This is a genomic window from Clostridium vitabionis (assembly GCF_015351765.1).
Taxonomy (GTDB): Bacteria; Bacillota; Clostridia; order Lachnospirales; family Lachnospiraceae; genus Clostridium_R; species Clostridium_R vitabionis.
Genome location: NZ_JADKQA010000002.1, coordinates 22,201 through 40,261, shown reverse-complemented (window position 1 = coordinate 40,261; position 18,061 = coordinate 22,201). Strand labels below are relative to the sequence as shown.

Genomic DNA, 18,061 nt, shown 5'->3' with positions numbered 1-18,061 from the left:
TCCTGCTCTGGATCCTCGGAGCGGAGTTAATCAAAACGGCATTGAACGAAATGGAGGAATACACGAAATGAACAAGGTAATTCTGATGGGCCGCCTCACACGGGACCCTGAAATCCGGTACACGCAGAACAACATGGCCGTCGCGAGGTTCAGCATTGCGATTGACCGGCCAAGGGCGCAGGATAAGGCGGCGGATTTTCCGTCATGCGTCGCATTCGATAAGGCAGCCGAGAATATTGCAAAGTATTTCGGCAAAGGATCAAAAATCCTGATTTCCGGGCATCTGCAGACGGGGTCATACAAAAACCGCAACGGGGACACGGTTTACACGACCGATGTCATTGTTGAAACATGTGAATTCGTGGAATCCAAAACCACTCCCGCCGCACCGGAACCGGCAACGGATGGCGACGGGTTCATGAACATTCCGGACGGGATGCAGGAAAGCCTCCCGTTTGACTGATGAAACCGGTAAATTTCCAAACCTACAAGACCGTCACACGAATGTCGCTGAATGAATTCAACCGTTGGGTTACGTCGATATACAAAACGGCATTCGCGGACGGATTGGAGGAAGGAGAAAAGGAAATCCCGGACGATGCTGTCATATTGTCGGATGACGAATTGTTCCGGAAATTGCAGGAAATACCGGGAATTGGCGAAAGAACCGCGGCTAAGATCGTCGCGTACATAATGACGGAGGGGAACGTATGAACGGAGAAAAATACCCGGACCCTACGGCGGACATTGCAGTTCGCAATGCCGACCGCATTCCGGACAACATAGCGGAGGTTATCAGGCTGATGAAATCTGTCGCAAGCCTCGCGGGGTTGGATGTGACGAATCGCATCCACCTGCGGGACCGTGCGACTGGAAAGGAATGGAAATGATGCAGAAATCAATTCTTGACCAGTACATCGATGCGTGTGAGCTGGTGAAGGAATCCGAGGACAGAATTGCAAAACTACGGGAAAACAGATCGACAGTTCACGACACCGTCATCGGATCATCGCCGGAATTCCCGTATACGGTACAACATTACAAAATCGAGGGGACGCCGTCGAAGGAATTAGCCCTGATCGATGCCGAGGAACGGATCCTTCTTCTCCAGCGCGGGAATGCCAACGCCCTGCGGGCAGAGGTTGAGAATTGGATGATTGGAATTCCGGCCCGGATGCAGCGCATTATCCGGGCACATATATTTGACCGTAAATCATGGCGAGAAACAGCCGAAATCATCGGGCGCGGTGCGAATGAGTACAGCGTGCGGAAGGAATTTGAAAGATTCATGAAAAAAAATGCAAAAATGTCCTGAATGTCCTACATGTCCCGATTTGAAATGTTATTCTATACGATGGAAATGTAGAAAGATCGTAATGATTCCTCCTTTTCAAAATACGCGGCGCGGCGTCAAGCGCATAATGACCGGGGCATGAAATCCCGGTCATTTTTTCATGGTGAACGAGATGCAGATCGAAATGATTCAGGTGTCAGACCTGACGCCGTATGACCACAATCCACGGAAGAACGACGCATCGGTCGAATATGTCGCGAATTCAATAAAGGAATTCGGATTCAAAGTCCCGATTGTGATCGACCGGAACAACGTCGTTGTGTGCGGCCATACACGGCTCAAGGCGGCTAAAAAGCTGAAAATGAAATCTGTTCCGTGCATCCGCGCGGACGACTTGTCTGATAAGCAGATTCAGGCGTTCCGACTGGCAGACAACAAGGTCGGGGAACGGTCCGAATGGGACTATAACGAACTCGGCGGGGAACTGGACGACCTGCTGCCGGATTTCAAAATGGAGGACTTCGGATTCGACCTCGGGACCGACGACGAATTCGGAACCGATTTTGACCTGGCATCCGGGGACAAAACGACCTCGTCAACGATGTCGTTCTCGCTGTCGCAGGAGCAGGCGGACATCATAAAGGACGCCATCGGGAAAATGAAGGGAACGGAACGGTACAAGAACTATCAGAACGATAATAACGGGAATTCAAACGGAAATGCCCTGTTTTTGGTGGTGGACGAATGGCTTCAGCAACAGACATCAGATTGAAAGTGATTCCGTCGAAAATCGCGAATGATTTTGTCGACAAACATCACTATTCCGGAAAACATGTACACAATTCGACGCTTCACTTTGGAGCGTTTCTCGACGGGCGCCTGCATGGCGCGATGTCGTTCGGCAGCCCGATGGACCGCCGGAAAGTCCTCGGCCTCGTCGTTGATCAGGACGGGAACCCGGCACCATGGAACGACATGCTGGAATTAAACCGAATGGCGTTTGATGAAGCACTCCCGCGGAACTCTGAATCACATTGTATTTCCGTTGCAATCCGCCTGATTCGGAAAAACGCGCCGCAGATAAAATGGATCCTCTCATTTGCCGATGGATCACATTGCGGAGACGGCACCATATACCGGGCATCGGGGTTCAAACTAACCGGGTATAGCAGGGGGAGCATGTTGGTTTTACCGGAGAAATACCGGAAATACAACGGCGGCGGTAAATATGCGCATCGGATGTCGTTCCAGTCAAAATCGAATCGGTTATATAAGGTTTTGAATGCGGAATTCAACCTCGGCGGAAAAAACGTCACGGTTGAGCACATAGCGGAACTCCTGCACACGCAGGTCGTTTCCGGCTATCAGTTCCGATACATTTACATCATAAACAGGAATTATCATCTGGCAGTTCCGGAATTGCCGTTCTCAACGATTGATGAAATCGGCGGCGGGATGTACAAGGGCGAAAAGGTCGCACAAGCGGAACGCCATATTGATAAATGATATTCGCCGGGGTGGTTCAATGGTAGAACGCCCGCAATCCTTGCGGGAAATGGCAGTTCGAATCTGACCTCCCGGCTTTATTGCGAGGTGATATACGGATGGCAAGGCCACGAAAAGAAATAGACAAAGAACAATTTGAAAAGCTGTGCGCCCTGCAATGCACGGAGGAAGAAATCGCCGGATGGTTTTCCGTGTCACCCGACACGATAGATCGGTTCTGCAAGAGGACGTACAAGGAAAGATTTGCGGCAGTTTTCGACAAAAAGCGGGCACCGGGCAAAATATCCATACGTCGGGCGCAGTTCCGCCTGGCGGAAAAGAATGCGACAATGGCAATTTGGCTCGGGAAACAGTACCTTGGACAGCGCGACCGATATGAGGTCGAGACGAACGACAACGACCTTGTGATTCAGTTCATCGAGGGGATGAAACACGGTGATTCACCTAAACCCGAAACAGGTTGAATACCTGAACGCCGCGAATCGACGCTGGAACATAAAATCGGGTGCTGTCCGATCCGGAAAATCGTTTGTAGACGTTGCGGCGGTTATCCCGGAACGAATTATCGAGCGCACCGGGAAATCCGGAATATCGGTCATCCTTGGGGTATCCCGTGACACCATAGAACGAAACGTCCTCGAACCGATGCGGGAAATCTACACAGATAAACGCATCGGCACAATCAACAGCCGAAACGTGGTGACGTTGTTCGGCGAACCGGTTTATTGCCTCGGCGCCGAAAAGGTATCGCAGGTAGCAAAGATTCAGGGCGCGTCAATAAAATACGCATACGGCGACGAGGTGGCGAAATGGAACTCCGAAGTATTCCAGATTCTCAAATCCCGTCTCGACAAGCCATATTCGTGTTTTGATGGATCGTGCAACCCGGAACATCCGACACACTGGCTGAAAAAGTTCATTGATTCGGGTGCAGACATCTATCTGCAGCAATACACGATATTCGACAACCCTCACCTGTCGAAAGAATTCGTTTCGAATATCTGCAAGGAATACACCGGAACGATTTATTATGATCGGCTGATTCTTGGCAAATGGAAACGCGCCGAGGGCGCCATATACCGGAGGTTCGCGGACGACCCGCGGGCGTTCCGGTGCGAGATCGTGGACGAAACCACACCGGGGAATGCAACGAAACAATTTGCGAAGCGCGATATTATTTCGATTGAAATCGGCCTGGACTTCGGCGGAAATCAATCCGGGCACGCATTCGTTGCCCGCGGATATACCGACGGATTCCGGGACGTTATCATCCTGATGTCAGAGCGCGTCATGGCATCCGATACTGGCGAGCCGATTGACGGAAACGTTCTTGACCGACTGTTTATTGAATTCCTCCAGCGCGTGATTGACAAATACGGGGTGTCATCGCGGGACGGATGGCACAATGTCGAATCGGTTTATTACGACAATGCAGAATCAGTCCTCGGAAACGGAATCCGGAACGCGGTCGAAAAGAAATTCCCGTACATCATCGTCCGCCCGGCAGAAAAGCGGCATATAAATGACAGAATAAACACGGTCCTCCGCCTCATGGGCGCGGGCCGTTTTTGGGTTACGGATGACGCTGCATCGGTCACGACGGCATTGTCCGAGGCGGTATGGGACAAAACAAAGGACGACGACGCCCGCCTTGATGATGGCTCGTCCGACATTGATTCGCTCGATGCCATGGAATACACCATCGAGCGCGATATGAAGGATTTGATTGAGGAATGAAATGTTTGAAGGTCTTAAAAACTGGATAAGAGGGGTCATGGGAAGAATGTTCGGATACACACAGATGAAATCCATTGCCGGAACCGACATCGCGATGTCGCAGGCAATGATTGACGCCATCAACCTATGGCATGACATGATAAACGGGACGGCACCATGGATCGACGAGAAACGCGGGATTGTTTCGCTGCGGACAGAGATCGGAATATGCCGCGAATTCACGGATATAACGCTTGGGGAAATGGACGCAAGCGTCGACAATGAGGTTCTTGACGCTGCGTTCCAGTATGCCATCCGCGACTTGAACGAAAACCTGCAGGACGGTCTTGCTCTTGGATCGTTCATTATCAAACCGATGGGCGGCAACCGCTCCGAATTCGTGACGGCGGACAAGTTCGTCCCGATTTCCTTTGACGATTCAGGGAAACCGAACGACATCATGTTCTTTACGCGTAAACGCACCGGGCAGGCGTCGTTTTATACGCGAGTCGAAAGGCACAGATTCGACGAAAACGGCGACCTCGTCATCGAAAACAAGTGCTATCATTCCTCATCGGAATCGGCCATCGGGGACATTTGCTCCATGTCTGCCGTGCCTGAATGGGCCAACATTGAAACGGAACCGGTCGTATATCCGGGAATGAAACAAAATGATTTCGGATATTTCCGTGTCCCGCTGAAGAACCGCGTTGACGGATCGCCGTGCGGCGTGAGCATATTCGGGGAGGCAAGCGACCTGATCAAGCGGGCAGATATTCAATATGGGCGCCTCGACTGGGAGTATGATTCCGCGGAACGTGCGATACATGTCGATGAACGCGCCCTCCGCCATAAGGACGGGCGGGTCACGATGCCGCGCGGACGCCAGCGCCTATATCGCGGATTGAACCTCGAATCGAATCAGGGTGAATTGTACAAGGAGTACTCTCCCGCCATGCGCGACGACGCATTCATCCGCGGCCTTGAGCGTGCATACCGGAACATTGAATTCGTTGTCGGCCTGTCATATGGCGACCTGTCCGATACTTCGAACGTCGACAAAACAGCAACCGAAATCAAGGTTTCGAAGCAGCGGAAATACAACCGCGTAAACGCCATTCAGGAAAACCTGAAGGAGTGCCTGTCTGATTTCGTTGATGCCCTGGCGTTCTACAATGACATGTACATGTCGAAATACGAATTCACATGCGCATTCAATGACTCGATTTTGACCGACGAGGAAACGGAACGCGAACAGGATCGGAAGGATGTCGCGATGGGCGTCATGTCACTGACGGAATACCGGTCGAAATGGTATCAGGAGGACGAGGAAACGGCTGCGGCAAATCTGCCTCCGCAGTCGTCCGACGTGATGCCGTGATATGCGGGAATCCTACCAGCACCAGATTGATGCCGGACTGGTTAAGCGCTATCAGACGCTCGAGTACGAAATCCAGTCCGACATTGTCCGCCGCATAAAGAAGGCACGGAAAATCACCAGCACGGCAGACTGGCAGATTGAACGAATTCGGATCCTCGGAAAATCGTCGCGCGATATTAAAAAAATTGTGGCGTCGGCTGTGCAGTATGATGACGGTGAGGTGGACAAACTGTATAAACAGGTTGTCGCGGATGAATACACGGCGAACAAATCAAAATATGAGCAGATCACCGGAAAATTCGTCAAATACGAAGATAATTTGAAACTGCAGCAAATCGTTGCGGCAATCAAAAAGAATTCAACCGAGGAATTGACGAATATCACCCGTTCGATGGGGTTCATGATAGATTTCGGGAACGGTCCGCAGTTCACCGAGCTGTCGGACACGTACAACAAAATTCTGGATCAGGCAGTTGTTGATATGACATCCGGCGCGTTTGATTACAACACCGTTATCCGACGCGTGTGTAAGCAGCTGACGGATTCCGGGCTACGAACGAGCCATCCATTCAGCACGAACCCGCAGAACACGTTCGGCGTTGATTATCCGTCCGGATGGCACAACCGAATTGATGTCGCCGCCCGGCGCGCCATCATGACCGGAACGTCACAGCTGACCGGTCATATCATGGATATGAACGCAGAGCGGCTGCACGTCGATAAGTTCGAGGTATCGTGGCACGTCGGCGCACGTCCGGAGCACGCCGCCTGGCAAGGGAAGGTATACACACGGAAGCAGCTTGAAACCGTGTGCGGCCTCGGAACCGGCGACGGGCTTCTCGGCTGGAACTGCCGACATGAATACTATTTGTTCTTCGACGATTCCACTCGGACGTATACGGATGAGTGGCTTGAGGCGCAGAACCGCAGAGAGGCGGAAAAGAAATCATTCCGCGGCCATGAATACAATACCTATGAGGCCACGCAGAAACAGCGCCGAATGGAAACCAACATGCGGGCACAGCGCGAAAAGGTTAAGCTGATGCAGGAGGCCGACGCCGACCAAGACGACATCATGATCGAGCGCTGCAAATATCAGGCGGAACTGAACGAATATAAGGAATTCTCCGCAATGTTCAATATGCTTGAACAGCGCGAACGAATTTATTATGATTTGAACGGAAGGGTTGCACCGACCGCCAGGCAATACGAGAAGCACAAATACGACGGCGTCATCATCCGCGAGATACACAAAGGCGGCGTAAAGGGGCATGTGCACATTACACCGACGAAGATTGACGTTGACGAACTTAAATTTGATGACGCTCACATCAACGGGGAACGCGGCCATAAGGTCACCGAGGAACAGGCGCGTGAAATCATCAAAACGGCAGCTGTGTCCGTCACGGTTTGGGGCGGTAAATTTGAGCGGTACTATAGCCCGTCAATGAACGGAGCTGTTTACGTGAACATGGAGAACAAAACCATACGAACCGCATTCATGGGCGATGAGGTGAGTGGAGACGCTAAGAACGCGATGGAGGTATTGAAACAATATGGCAAACAATGAATACCCGGACAAGGTGGAATGCCCTCTTGTTGGACACGAAATTGACGCGGGGGATTGCATCGAAAATCGGGACATCGTCGAGGGGGCAATAACCCCGAACATCCCGCCTGATTTCACAAAGAACCGCGGCTGGAAGGGAACATGCCGCGCGTGCAAATGGCACGACATATATTAAAACATTGCGATGAATTGGCACTCGACCATAAAGGCCGGGTGCCTTTTTATATGGCCAGACGATGAGGCCTAAAACGGTCAATCACGGGGCGCCGGTTAAAGCCCTAAAACAACCTATTACGTGAAAGGAGCAATAGACACATGAAAACTGAGTTTCTGAAGGGATTAGGACTTGAGCAGGACGCTATCGACAAGATCATGGCGGAAAACGGGAAGGACATCGCCGCGGAACAGGCCAAAACCGATAAGGCGAAATCCGAACGCGACAATTACAAAACCCAGCTCGACACCGCGAAGGAATCACTCGCGAAGTTCGACGGCGTGAACGTCGACGAAATGAAGGGGCAGATTTCCAAGCTGCAGGCGGACCTGAAAGCAAAGGATGACGAGTATTCCGCAAAAGAGGCGGAACGTGCATTCAATGACAACATCACCGCGGCAATCACGGCAGCAGGCGGGCGCAACCCGAAGGCGATTATGTCCCTGCTTGACATTGCCACCCTGAAAGCGTCAAAGGATCAGACGGCGGACATCAAAAACGCCATTGATGCGGTCAAGAAATCCGATGCATACATGTTCGGTTCCGACGAACCTCACAAGAATCCCACAAACCCGACGGGAGGAAACGGCGGCAGTGAAAACGGATCGCTCGCAGCCATCCGCGCGGCGATGGGATTGCCAGCAAAGAATGAGTAAAAGGAGCTCACAAAATGCCAAACACTATCACACTTAGAAAGAACTATTCCGAAGCACTCGATGAGGTGTATAAGCTTGCGTCCCTGACGGCGGTACTCGACGGTGATAACACGTTGGTCCGTGCGGGCGCAAATGCGAACGAGATCCTCGTTCCAAAGATGTCCATGTCCGGGCTTGCGGACTATGACCGCAACGCTGGATTTACGTCCGGCAACGTCACGTTTGAGTACGAGACGAAGAAGTGCGAGTATGACCGAGGCCGAATGTTCACGGTCGATGCAGAGGACGAGGAGGAATCCCTCGGCGCGTTTTCCAAGCTGTCTGCGGAATTCGTCAGGACAAAGGTTGTTCCGGAACTTGATGCGTACCGAATCGGTGCGTATGCAAACGCAGCGGGAACCGCAGTCACCGGAACCCTGACGACCGGGAAGGCGGCACTTGATGCCGTGTCTACCGCAAAAAGGAAGATCATTGATTCCGAGGCGAACATCGCGACATGCTACCTGTTCATCACGGCGGACCTTCGCGGCATGATCGACGACCTCGACACGACCGCATCCCGTCGCGCTATGGAGGACTGGGCCGGAATTGTTACTGTTCCGACCGCCCGCATGTTCAAGACTGTAAAGCTCGGCGCGGACGGATTCACCGGAACACAGGCAATCAACTTCCTCGCAGCTGATAAGGCCGCCGTGATGCAGTTCCAGAAGCACACGGTTTCGAAGATCGTCACCCCGGACAACAACCCGGACGCGGACGCATGGAAGTTCGGCTATCGTACTGTCGGCATCGCCGAGGTATACGACAACAAGAAGCTCGGAATCTATGCGCATACCGTTGCCGCAGCTTGATGAGATACGCCGAATATAATTTCTATCATGAAACATATTGCGGCGACCGGATCACCGGCGAGGAGGCGTTCAACCGGTTAGCGACGCGGGCCAGTGAAAAACTGGACTGCTACACCATGAAACGAATCGACCAGACGGATTTTGACGGCGAATCATACGCCGCGGCGGTCCGTCTGGCCGTTTGTTCTATGGCCGACATTATGTATCTGGTGGAAAAACGGAAATCGTCACACGATGGGCGGGAAATCGCCAGCGAATCAAACGACGGGTATTCCGTTTCGTTCGCGTCGGCATCCGAAGCGGATCGGGAATCAATCACAGAAAAAAGTTTGTACCAGGCGGCATATGTATATCTGTCTCAAACCGGGCTGATGGATTTCGGGGTGGAATGATGACGACAAACGCAGACATCACAATATTCAACGCCGTGTACGACAAAACGACACGGAATGAAAAATTCATCCCGACGGTGATTCGGAACGTGTCATTCTACGCATCCGAAACGGTGAACACGAATGACGGTGTATTGACGGATCAGTCGGCATACAAAATCAGGATCCCATATCTCGGCGCGGAGATCGATGGCAGGCGGAAATATGTGCCTGAGGAACGCTACAATGGCGATTCCAGCACGTGGACGATTAGACATGGTGACTTAATCGCCATCGGAGCTTACGCGGGAAATACGGCGATTCTGACGCGCGCAGAGGCATCTGAATGGGCGTCAAGCGCTGGAATAAAAATGATTTCCATAACGGATTACGCCGACAACACCGCCCGCGGCTGCGATTCGACGAAACATTGGCGGATCGGAGGCAGATAATGGCATTCAAAATCGAAACGCCGCGCGGCTGCATAATCGAAACAAAAGGCGGAACGGCGAAGCTGGTCTGGAACGACGGATTCGGCGAGAAAATGAGCGGGAAGTTTGACAAGGCGCAGGAAATCATTGATTCCGAGTGTCTGCGATTCATGAACCCTCTCACGCCGATGCGGACCGGAGCAATGATAAAATCCGCCACGCTCGGAACGGTCATCGGTTCCGGGGAGATTGTTTATGCTGCGCCATATGCACGGCGCCAGTATTACAACAATCAGGGCGGATCGCCCGCGCACCCGCAGGCAAAGGGAATGTGGTTTGAAACAATGAAAGCAGCGCACAAGGCCGATATTCTGCGTGCCGCCGGGAAGGAGGTCAAATGACCGATTCCATCATTCAGGGGCTGGTTGATTATTTCATGGCCTGCCCTTTGCTTAGCGATGGCGTGTTCCGCGTCGATGCCCTCGGCGATGCCCCGGTCGAGTACACCATCGAACCGGCTATCACGTCGCCGATCATTCAGACATACATCGACGGATCGTCGGAGCGACAATACCAGTTCAATTTCGGTTCACGCGAATACTATTCCATGGATCGGTTGCAGAACATCCAGAATTCGACATTCTATGAAAAACTGGCCGATTGGATAGAATCACAGAACAAAGCCGGAATACTGCCGGATATGCCGGACGGATGCATCCCGGAAACGCTAGAAATTCAGGCGCCGGGCTATCTGTTTGATACGGCGATGCGGAATGCACGTTATCAGATTCAATTATCACTGAAATACATGAAGGAGGTATGACATGGCAGACACCGAAAGAGCTGTCGTTATGCGAAACAAGATCGCAGATTATCTGAAGGTCGATGATACGTTCGAGCTGATGGGAACAGGCTTCACATCCCTGAATGAATCTCCTTCGGCGCAGACGGATTCGACGACATACATCAACGAATCTTCGTCCTCGACCGACATCACGGGATACGAAACCGAATTTTCATATGAGGCGAATCACATCCCGTCGCAGAAGGCCATTACGGCCCTGTGGAAAGATGGGCGAAACCATCTGACCGGCGCAGACGCGCAGCATGAATATGTCCGCGTCGACCTTTACAACCCTGTCGGCACGGCGAGCGACACAAAGGCCGAGTACATGGCACGAAAGTTCATTGTTGCGAATGAGGTTTCCGATTACGAAGGCGACGGCGGCGGAAAGAATTCCGTTTCCGGAACCCTTCACGCAGTCGGGGACCCGGTTCTCGGCAAATTCGACACCGTGGCAAAGGCGTTCACGGAGGGCACGTTCGAAGGAACATATGACGCCTGATTGATAATTCGCTGACCGATTACATGGCAGAACGGGTATAGACCAACGACGCGGCCTATGCCCGTTATTTTTATGCGTCGACCAAGGAGAAAAAGAATATGGCAATCGTTATCAACGGCAAGGAACTCGAAGGGGATTTTTACGATGCGGATTTCATGGACCGATACGAAAGCGCAATGATTCACATGAAGGATCGCGCCGAGGCTGGAAAAAACCAGCACTACAAGAAGGTTGGTGATGCAATGCGGGCGCAGATTCAGGTTGTGCGCGAATGCGTGGATGAAATCTTCGGGCGCGGTACGGCTGATGACATTTTCGGGCCGGATAATCACAATCTGAAGGACCATCTGCGGGCAATCGCCGACCTTGCGGATTGTGCGCGCCAGTACCGTAAGGATCAGAACGATTTTCTAAATCGCTACACGCAGAGAAACACGGTTCCGTACCGTCCGGATTGGAAGCGCAAGAAGTGAATCTTCTGATCGATGGGCTTCCGGAAACGGTCAACATCGCCGGGGAGAAGGTCCCGATAGAAGCAGGATTCCGGACGGGGATCCTTTTCGAGGAAGCCATAAACGACGCGACGATGTCGGACGAGGAGAAGGTCATAACGATGCTTGGGCTATATTTCCCGCGCATCGAATTGACGGAAGAAACAGTTAAACCGGCTGCGGAGGCCGCATTGTGGTTTTACCGGTGCGGTGATGATAAGCCATTGCCAAAAAATGATGACGAGGGCGAACCGGGGAAACGGTCGTTCTCGTATGAATACGATGCCGATTACATTTATGCCGGATTCATGGAGGCATACGGCATCGACCTGACACAAAAAAATCTCCATTGGTGGCAGTTCCACGCGCTATTTCGTGCGCTCCCGGAAACAACGCAGATCGTAAAAATCATTGGATACAGAACAATGCGGATTCCAAAACATTGTAGCAAGGAACAACGGGATCATATCCAACGGATGAAACGAATATATGCGCTGCCGGACGAGTACACGCAATCGCCGCAGGAAGCTGACCTTACTGCTCTATTGATGCGAGGGGGAAACCCTGAATCATTATTGAGGAACAGTAAAAATGGCTGATGGCTCTTTAACATTTGATACAAAAATGGATCCTTCCGGATTTACCGGAGGGCTTGGAAAAATCGGAGCGGCCGCGCAATCGGCTCTCGGCGTATTCACCGGAAACCTGATGACAAAGGCGTTTGATTCCCTGACGGAAATCGGGAAAAGCGCCCTCGATTCGGTTTCATCGCTGGAGCAAAACGTCGGCGGCGTGCAGACCCTGTTCGGAAATGCCGGGCAATCGCTGGAGGAATTTGCAGCGTCGAACGGGAAATCGGTTGACGAGGTCCGCGACCAATGGACGCAGTTAGACCAGGCGCAGAACCTCGTCCTCGATAACGCCGACAAGGCATATCAAACCTGCGGCATGTCGGCGAACGACTACATGCAAACCGTGACATCGTTTGCCGCTGCCCTGAAACAATCGACATCAGATTCGACGGAAGCGGCAAAAGTAGCCGACACCGCGATGCAAGACATGTCGGACAATGCCAACAAGATGGGCACCGACATGGGATCGATACAAACCGCATATCAGGGGTTCGCAAAGCAGAATTATACGATGCTGGACAACCTGAAACTCGGATATGGCGGAACAAAATCCGAAATGGAGCGGCTGCTGTCCGACGCACAGAAAATAACCGGCGTCAAGTACGACATCAACAACCTGTCGGATGTGTATTCCGCAATCCACGTCATCCAGGGCGAACTAGGCATCACCGGAACGACGGCGAAGGAGGCGTCGACCACAATCGAAGGTTCCATGAATTCCGCAAAGGCGGCATGGGACAACCTCATGGCCGGGACCGGCGACGCGGATCAGTTCGCGGATGCATTCAGCACGGCGGCAACAAACATCGTAAACGCGGCGACAGAAATCATCCCTCGGCTCGCTACTGCATTGCCGAAAGTCATTTCAGCGATTGGGAAACAAATCCCGAAGCTGATTCAAAGCCTGCTGCCCGCTGTTGTGAATGGCATCACCGCATTGATACAATCCATTGTTTCGGCAATACCGGAACTTATTTCCGTGATTGGAGATGCACTTCCGATAATCGGGCAGGCGGTGCTTGATATGATGTCGTCGCTAGCAGACATCGTGATGTCATTCGATTTCGCCGGGATTGCCGACCAGATCGCAACGGGCATAACCGGATTTATTGATTCAGGCGGATTTGAAAAATTCGTTCAGTCAGCGATGACAATAATTACCGGCCTCGCGACCGGGATTGCGCAGGCCCTCCCGAAACTGGTTCCGGCAATCTGGCAGCTGGTTTTATACATCGGGCAAACGCTGATTGAGAATCTTCCGCAGCTAATCACGGCGGCCCTTGCGATTGTTCAGGGTTTGGCGCAGGGAGTCATCAACGCGTTGCCGGTGCTGATCGCGGCTATTCCGCAGATCATAACGACTATTGTCCAGGTACTGACAGAATGCCTCCCGCAAATTATTGAATGCGCCGCGCAAATCATTATTGCACTGGTGCAGGGCATCATAGAAAACCTTCCGGCCATCGTCGCCGGGTTGCAGCAAATCTTGCAGTGCTTCGCCGACCTTGGCGCGCAGCTATTGCAGTGGATCGCGGAAAATTGCCCGCAATGGATTCAGAACATCGGGCAATGGATTTCACAGCTGCCCGGTATCATCTGGCAGTGGTTGTCGGATGCCCTTCAGAACTTCGCGGAATGGGGCGGGCAGGTGCTGCAATCGGTCGGGCAGTCGATGTCGTCTATGCTGCAAACAGCAATTCAATGGATGTCCGAGCTGCCGGGCAACATATGGAACTGGCTCGTTCAGGCATGGAACAGGTTCGTTCAATGGGGCGTGCAGGTCGTCACGTCGGCAGCGACAGCTATGTCGAACATGCTGTCCACGGTTGTTACATGGGTTTCGCAGTTGCCGGGCCAAATATGGAACTGGCTCATTCAGGCGGCAACCCGCGTTGTGACGTGGGGCGTCAACATGGTGACGAACGCATCAACAGCCATGTCAAACATGCTATCCAAGATTGCGTCGTGGATGATGCAGCTTCCGGGCAAAATATGGGAATTTCTGTCTCAGGCCGCGGCAAAGGTCGTCTCATGGGGTGGAGACCTTGCGACAAAAGGCGCTGCGGCAGCGAAACAGCTATTCAATGCGGTTGTCGACGGTGTCAAATCGTTGCCTGACAAAATGAAGGAAATCGGGTCGAACATTGTTTCCGGGATATGGAATGGCATTTCGTCCGGGTGGGATTGGCTGAAAGACAAGGTTTCACACCTCGCAACAAGCATGTTGGATGCGGCGAAGGGCGCGCTCGGAATTGGCTCGCCGTCGCGTAAATTCCGCGACGAGGTCGGGCGCTGGATCATGCCGGGCGTCGGCCAAGGCATTGTCAAGTCGATGCCTAACATAATGAAAACCGTCCGTGACAGCTCTGCCGCCCTTGTTGATGAAATGCAGACGGCAGTCAATGCATCGCTAGGCGATGTGAACATGCACGCGTCCGCGGCATTGGCAGGAACCGGAGGCGGAACGACGGTGTACAACGACAACAGGATGGAACAGAACAACACATACAACGTCCCGACAGCGACCCCGTCCGAGGTGGCAAGGACACAGCGCGACGCAATGCGCCGCATCGTTGGAGGTGTGAAATGAACCACAACACAATGAAAATCACACTGACCTGCAACGGGCGGACGTTGACGCTCGGCAGGGATTCGGACCTCGACATCACGGCCATAACCGGCCTCGAATCGTCCGACATCACATTGAACACAACGGACAACGCGCTGGTGGACGGGGCGACGGTTGACGGGAAGAAAATCGCGCCCCGCCCCGTTCATATTGAGGCGGCATTCCGCGACATCGCGAACAACAAGGAAAATCGCGCCGCGGTGATTAAATTTTTCAATCCGAAGTACACCGGCTTGATGCTGGTCGAAAACATGGGAACATCGCGGAATATTGAGTATGAACTGGAAGGGTGGACATTTGAAAAGCAGAAAAACCTCGATACCCGGTTAAAGTTTCAGGCTGATTTGATATGCCCGGACCCGTACATGCAGAACGTCGACAATTTCGGCAAGAACATGGCCGCAATCACACCGCTGTTCGCGTTTCCGTGGTTCGTTCTGCCGTCCCGCGCAACCAACAAGGGGAATTATCCAGCGAAGGCCCGCGGGCTGATGCTCGGCGGCATGACAATGGGATACAGGACGCTCCACGAACAGGCCGTTCTCCCGAATGACGGAGACGTCCCGACGGGCGTTATTATCAAATTCACGGCAACCCGCGGACCGGTGAAAAATCCGAAAATCACGAACACCAGGACCGGGGAATTTATGCGCGTCGTCGTGGACATGGCGCAGGGCGACGTCCTGACCATCGACACGAACGAACGGCATCAAACCATTGAATTGAACGGGGCGAATTATTACCAGCACGTCGACCGTGCGTCGGAACCGTTCAAACTGGCCGTCGGCGACAACTATCTTGAATATAGCGCAGATGAAAACTATGTGAATCTCGACGTGAACCTATATTACACGCCGAAATATCTGGGGGTGTAATGAATGCGGATCATCATTCTCGACAAGAATTTCGACACCCTCGGCGTCGTCGGAATATTCAATTCCCTGATATGGGACCGCCGATATTACGAAAGCGGCATATTCGAACTACATACACCGGTCGAATATTTCGAGTTGCTGAATTCGGGAAAATACATCTATCGAAATGACCGGACGGAACTCGGAATTATTCGCGAGGTCAGCTACAAACAGACGGACAAAGGCGAACGCACGGCATACGTAAAGGGATACTTCGCGGAGCATATTCTTGACGACCGTGTCATCCAGAACACCGTGAACATCACCGGAACCCCGGAGGATATATCCCGGACGCTAATGTCAACGTATTTCCTGAACCCGACCGATTCCGGCCGAAAGGTCTGGAATATTGTCCTCGGGGAACGGAAAGGCATCGGAACATCAACAACGCTGCAAACGACCGGCGACAATGTCGGAACGAAAATGTACGAGGTGGAGCAGACACAGGAAATGTCGCACCGTCTCGTTTTTGATTACCAGACAAACACACTGACGTTTGAAGTGTGGCAGGGCCTCGACCGGACCGATTCGCAGGAAACGAATTCCTGGGCGATTTTCTCAAATTCGTTCTACAACGTGAAGTCGGTCGTATATGACCGTGACGAATCGGCATCAAAGAACTATGCATACGTCGCCGGGGAGGGCGAGGACCCGAATAGAACCATTGTCGAGGTCGACATCCGGACTTCGCCGGACGAGGAACGCCGGGAGGTTTATGTTGACGCCCGCGATTTGCAGTCGACATATCAGGACGCTGACGGAACCGAGCACACGTATTCCGCAGGCGAATACAAGGCAATGCTTCGGCAGCGCGGCCTCGAAAAACTCGGAGAATATGCACTCGTCGAGACCATCAATTCGGACATCGACGCCGACGCGAATCTTGTATACCGGAAGGATTATGACCTCGGAGATTTATGCACCTACAAAAACACCGACGTCGGGATTGAATGCGCGAAGCGAATCACCGAGATTCAGGAAGTTTACGAGGGGTCATCGGTGACGCTGACAATCACGTTCGGCGTGGACGATGCAACATCAATCACAAAAATCATTAAGAGGGAGGCAAAATAATGGCTTTGCGATACGGATATTTTGATTCCGAAATAACCGGAACCGACGAGGAAGGAATGCCGATTTTTGACCGTGCGGAAACCTCCGAACTGTTCCGGCTATTTTTTGCGAAACTGGTTTCTAACGGCGTCCTGGCGTCTCCGGGAAACTGCTTTCAGGTCATCGCCGGGGACGGACTAACCGTGAAGGTTGAGCCGGGGTTCGGCATGGTGAACGGTGCGTTCGCATACGATAACGCAGAGGAAGCTCACGCATTGGAAACGGCACCGACGCAGTATTCCCGAATCGACCGTGTTGTGCTCCGCGCGAACTATGCCGAAAGGCTGTGCGAAATCATCATAAAAACCGGCACGGCGGCATCAACACCGACGGCACCGGAACTTCTACAACCGGCATCGGGCGACTACTACGAACTCGGCCTCGCAACAATCACCATCAACGCGAACCAGACAATCATCACACAGTCGGCCATTACCGACACACGTCCGGATTCGTCTGTGTGCGGTTACATCACGCAGCTGATTGACCACCTCGACACGGAGACATTATATGCACAGTTCAATGCATTCTATGAGGAATTCGTGTCGAAATCGAATGCATCATACGACAAATTCGAGGACATGGCCGAAAACGCATATGCAGATTTCACGGCAGCAATCAACGATTATATTTCCGGGCTGAAATCGAAAGGTGATTCCGATTTGTCAGACATCACCGCATCAATGGCGGAATTCGAACGGACATCGAAGAACACGTTCAACACATGGTTCGCAACCATCAAGGGAACCTTGAGCGATGACGCGGCCGGGAAATTAGAGGCACAGGCGGCAGATCAGGAGGAACGAATGCAACTCCTCGAATACGAAACCACGCACAACCATTTCATCGCACCGATCCTCGACGACGACGGGAACCCGATACTTGATTCTGCCGGGAACGCCATCATTGGCGAACACAGATACATGTTGATGTAAACATTCACACA

The 18,061-nt window shown here is 52.5% G+C and carries 24 protein-coding genes and 1 tRNA gene; all 25 read left to right on the top strand.

The features are described from left to right. Nucleotides 1-67: 67 nt before the first annotated feature. The 25 genes from ISF27_RS05065 (at nucleotide 68) to ISF27_RS04950 (ending at nucleotide 18,050) form a co-directional block, all read left to right on the top strand. The gene (locus tag ISF27_RS05065) at nucleotides 68-463 is read left to right on the top strand and encodes a single-stranded DNA-binding protein (RefSeq protein ID WP_194609827.1); all 396 of its coding nucleotides are present in this window, start codon (nucleotides 68-70) and stop codon (nucleotides 461-463) included. A gap of 104 nt (nucleotides 464-567) precedes the next feature. After that, nucleotides 568-714, top strand: a complete 147-nt coding sequence (locus ISF27_RS05060) for a hypothetical protein (RefSeq protein WP_194609825.1) — start codon at nucleotides 568-570, stop codon at nucleotides 712-714. Beyond that, nucleotides 711-890: a hypothetical protein gene (locus ISF27_RS05055; protein ID WP_194609823.1), complete on the top strand. Its 180-nt coding sequence runs from the start codon at nucleotides 711-713 to the stop codon at nucleotides 888-890. The genes ISF27_RS05060 and ISF27_RS05055 overlap by 4 nt, the downstream gene beginning before the upstream one ends. After that, nucleotides 890-1,315: an RNA polymerase subunit sigma-70 gene (locus ISF27_RS05050; RefSeq protein ID WP_194609821.1), complete on the top strand. Its 426-nt coding sequence runs from the start codon at nucleotides 890-892 to the stop codon at nucleotides 1,313-1,315. Before ISF27_RS05055 ends, ISF27_RS05050 begins: the two co-directional genes overlap by 1 nt. A gap of 139 nt (nucleotides 1,316-1,454) precedes the next feature. Further along, the gene (locus ISF27_RS05045) at nucleotides 1,455-2,066 is read left to right on the top strand and encodes a ParB N-terminal domain-containing protein (protein ID WP_194609819.1); all 612 of its coding nucleotides are present in this window, start codon (nucleotides 1,455-1,457) and stop codon (nucleotides 2,064-2,066) included. Continuing rightward, entirely contained in the window at nucleotides 2,039-2,800 is a 762-nt protein-coding gene (locus tag ISF27_RS05040; RefSeq protein ID WP_194609817.1) for a Mom family adenine methylcarbamoylation protein, read from the top strand. The genes ISF27_RS05045 and ISF27_RS05040 overlap by 28 nt, the downstream gene beginning before the upstream one ends. A 5-nt stretch (nucleotides 2,801-2,805) precedes the next feature. Beyond that, nucleotides 2,806-2,877: transfer RNA gene (locus ISF27_RS05035), tRNA-Gly, on the top strand. 21 nt (nucleotides 2,878-2,898) lie between these two features. After that, nucleotides 2,899-3,264: a hypothetical protein gene (locus ISF27_RS05030; RefSeq protein ID WP_194609815.1), complete on the top strand. Its 366-nt coding sequence runs from the start codon at nucleotides 2,899-2,901 to the stop codon at nucleotides 3,262-3,264. After that, nucleotides 3,236-4,537 (top strand): terminase large subunit domain-containing protein, encoded by a 1,302-nt coding sequence (locus ISF27_RS05025; RefSeq protein ID WP_407926055.1) that lies wholly within the window; start codon nucleotides 3,236-3,238, stop codon nucleotides 4,535-4,537. The genes ISF27_RS05030 and ISF27_RS05025 overlap by 29 nt, the downstream gene beginning before the upstream one ends. Nucleotides 4,538-4,601: 64 nt before the next feature. After that, the gene (locus ISF27_RS05020) at nucleotides 4,602-5,897 is read left to right on the top strand and encodes a phage capsid protein (protein ID WP_328701516.1); all 1,296 of its coding nucleotides are present in this window, start codon (nucleotides 4,602-4,604) and stop codon (nucleotides 5,895-5,897) included. A 1-nt stretch (nucleotide 5,898) separates the two neighbouring features. Next, complete coding sequence (locus ISF27_RS05015; RefSeq protein ID WP_194609811.1) at nucleotides 5,899-7,467, top strand: phage minor capsid protein; 1,569 nt, start codon at nucleotides 5,899-5,901, stop codon at nucleotides 7,465-7,467. Further along, on the top strand, nucleotides 7,454-7,642 hold the full coding sequence (locus ISF27_RS05010; RefSeq protein WP_194609807.1) for a hypothetical protein: 189 nt from the start codon (nucleotides 7,454-7,456) through the stop codon (nucleotides 7,640-7,642). Before ISF27_RS05015 ends, ISF27_RS05010 begins: the two co-directional genes overlap by 14 nt. Before the next feature lie 140 nt (nucleotides 7,643-7,782). Continuing rightward, the gene (locus tag ISF27_RS05005; protein WP_194609805.1) at nucleotides 7,783-8,337 is read left to right on the top strand and encodes a phage scaffolding protein; all 555 of its coding nucleotides are present in this window, start codon (nucleotides 7,783-7,785) and stop codon (nucleotides 8,335-8,337) included. 14 nt (nucleotides 8,338-8,351) lie between these two features. After that, nucleotides 8,352-9,188 (top strand): hypothetical protein, encoded by an 837-nt coding sequence (locus ISF27_RS05000; protein WP_194609803.1) that lies wholly within the window; start codon nucleotides 8,352-8,354, stop codon nucleotides 9,186-9,188. Then, nucleotides 9,185-9,580 (top strand): head-tail connector protein, encoded by a 396-nt coding sequence (locus tag ISF27_RS04995; RefSeq protein WP_194609802.1) that lies wholly within the window; start codon nucleotides 9,185-9,187, stop codon nucleotides 9,578-9,580. The genes ISF27_RS05000 and ISF27_RS04995 overlap by 4 nt, the downstream gene beginning before the upstream one ends. Then, nucleotides 9,577-10,011, top strand: a complete 435-nt coding sequence (locus tag ISF27_RS13590; protein ID WP_407926054.1) for a DUF6751 family protein — start codon at nucleotides 9,577-9,579, stop codon at nucleotides 10,009-10,011. Before ISF27_RS04995 ends, ISF27_RS13590 begins: the two co-directional genes overlap by 4 nt. After that, nucleotides 9,906-10,391 carry a minor capsid protein gene (locus ISF27_RS04990; protein ID WP_235986037.1) on the top strand — a complete coding sequence of 162 codons (486 nt, stop codon included), beginning with the start codon at nucleotides 9,906-9,908 and terminating at the stop codon, nucleotides 10,389-10,391. Before ISF27_RS13590 ends, ISF27_RS04990 begins: the two co-directional genes overlap by 106 nt. Beyond that, nucleotides 10,388-10,813, top strand: coding sequence for a hypothetical protein (locus tag ISF27_RS04985; RefSeq protein WP_194609800.1), 426 nt, complete (start codon nucleotides 10,388-10,390; stop codon nucleotides 10,811-10,813). The genes ISF27_RS04990 and ISF27_RS04985 overlap by 4 nt, the downstream gene beginning before the upstream one ends. Before the next feature lies 1 nt (nucleotide 10,814). Further along, nucleotides 10,815-11,336: a hypothetical protein gene (locus ISF27_RS04980; RefSeq protein ID WP_194609799.1), complete on the top strand. Its 522-nt coding sequence runs from the start codon at nucleotides 10,815-10,817 to the stop codon at nucleotides 11,334-11,336. Nucleotides 11,337-11,434: 98 nt separating this feature from the next. Next, nucleotides 11,435-11,809: a DUF6673 family protein gene (locus ISF27_RS04975; protein WP_194609798.1), complete on the top strand. Its 375-nt coding sequence runs from the start codon at nucleotides 11,435-11,437 to the stop codon at nucleotides 11,807-11,809. Then, nucleotides 11,806-12,426, top strand: coding sequence for a bacteriophage Gp15 family protein (locus tag ISF27_RS04970; RefSeq protein WP_194609797.1), 621 nt, complete (start codon nucleotides 11,806-11,808; stop codon nucleotides 12,424-12,426). Before ISF27_RS04975 ends, ISF27_RS04970 begins: the two co-directional genes overlap by 4 nt. Continuing rightward, nucleotides 12,419-15,049, top strand: coding sequence for a phage tail protein (locus ISF27_RS04965; protein ID WP_194609796.1), 2,631 nt, complete (start codon nucleotides 12,419-12,421; stop codon nucleotides 15,047-15,049). Before ISF27_RS04970 ends, ISF27_RS04965 begins: the two co-directional genes overlap by 8 nt. Next, nucleotides 15,046-15,963 carry a phage distal tail protein gene (locus tag ISF27_RS04960; RefSeq protein WP_194609795.1) on the top strand — a complete coding sequence of 306 codons (918 nt, stop codon included), beginning with the start codon at nucleotides 15,046-15,048 and terminating at the stop codon, nucleotides 15,961-15,963. The genes ISF27_RS04965 and ISF27_RS04960 overlap by 4 nt, the downstream gene beginning before the upstream one ends. 3 nt (nucleotides 15,964-15,966) lie before the next feature. Then, entirely contained in the window at nucleotides 15,967-17,076 is a 1,110-nt protein-coding gene (locus ISF27_RS04955) for a siphovirus ReqiPepy6 Gp37-like family protein (RefSeq protein ID WP_194609794.1), read from the top strand. Further along, nucleotides 17,076-18,050, top strand: coding sequence for a hypothetical protein (locus ISF27_RS04950; RefSeq protein WP_194609793.1), 975 nt, complete (start codon nucleotides 17,076-17,078; stop codon nucleotides 18,048-18,050). Before ISF27_RS04955 ends, ISF27_RS04950 begins: the two co-directional genes overlap by 1 nt. The last annotated feature ends 11 nt before the right edge of the window (nucleotides 18,051-18,061 follow it).

Coding starts and splice junctions, on each gene's coding strand:
- ISF27_RS04955 (WP_194609794.1), top strand. CDS start 15,967: ATGCGGATCATCATTCTCGACAAGAATTTCGACACCCTCGGCGTCGTC.
- ISF27_RS05005 (WP_194609805.1), top strand. CDS start 7,783: ATGAAAACTGAGTTTCTGAAGGGATTAGGACTTGAGCAGGACGCTATC.
- ISF27_RS05050 (WP_194609821.1), top strand. CDS start 890: ATGCAGAAATCAATTCTTGACCAGTACATCGATGCGTGTGAGCTGGTG.
- ISF27_RS04985 (WP_194609800.1), top strand. CDS start 10,388: ATGACCGATTCCATCATTCAGGGGCTGGTTGATTATTTCATGGCCTGC.
- ISF27_RS05000 (WP_194609803.1), top strand. CDS start 8,352: ATGCCAAACACTATCACACTTAGAAAGAACTATTCCGAAGCACTCGAT.
- ISF27_RS13590 (WP_407926054.1), top strand. CDS start 9,577: ATGATGACGACAAACGCAGACATCACAATATTCAACGCCGTGTACGAC.
- ISF27_RS04990 (WP_235986037.1), top strand. CDS start 9,906: ATGGGCGTCAAGCGCTGGAATAAAAATGATTTCCATAACGGATTACGC.
- ISF27_RS05010 (WP_194609807.1), top strand. CDS start 7,454: ATGGCAAACAATGAATACCCGGACAAGGTGGAATGCCCTCTTGTTGGA.
- ISF27_RS05055 (WP_194609823.1), top strand. CDS start 711: ATGAACGGAGAAAAATACCCGGACCCTACGGCGGACATTGCAGTTCGC.
- ISF27_RS05030 (WP_194609815.1), top strand. CDS start 2,899: ATGGCAAGGCCACGAAAAGAAATAGACAAAGAACAATTTGAAAAGCTG.
- ISF27_RS05015 (WP_194609811.1), top strand. CDS start 5,899: ATGCGGGAATCCTACCAGCACCAGATTGATGCCGGACTGGTTAAGCGC.
- ISF27_RS04980 (WP_194609799.1), top strand. CDS start 10,815: ATGGCAGACACCGAAAGAGCTGTCGTTATGCGAAACAAGATCGCAGAT.
- ISF27_RS05040 (WP_194609817.1), top strand. CDS start 2,039: ATGGCTTCAGCAACAGACATCAGATTGAAAGTGATTCCGTCGAAAATC.
- ISF27_RS05045 (WP_194609819.1), top strand. CDS start 1,455: ATGGTGAACGAGATGCAGATCGAAATGATTCAGGTGTCAGACCTGACG.
- ISF27_RS04965 (WP_194609796.1), top strand. CDS start 12,419: ATGGCTGATGGCTCTTTAACATTTGATACAAAAATGGATCCTTCCGGA.
- ISF27_RS04975 (WP_194609798.1), top strand. CDS start 11,435: ATGGCAATCGTTATCAACGGCAAGGAACTCGAAGGGGATTTTTACGAT.
- ISF27_RS04950 (WP_194609793.1), top strand. CDS start 17,076: ATGGCTTTGCGATACGGATATTTTGATTCCGAAATAACCGGAACCGAC.
- ISF27_RS04960 (WP_194609795.1), top strand. CDS start 15,046: ATGAACCACAACACAATGAAAATCACACTGACCTGCAACGGGCGGACG.
- ISF27_RS05020 (WP_328701516.1), top strand. CDS start 4,602: ATGAAATCCATTGCCGGAACCGACATCGCGATGTCGCAGGCAATGATT.
- ISF27_RS05065 (WP_194609827.1), top strand. CDS start 68: ATGAACAAGGTAATTCTGATGGGCCGCCTCACACGGGACCCTGAAATC.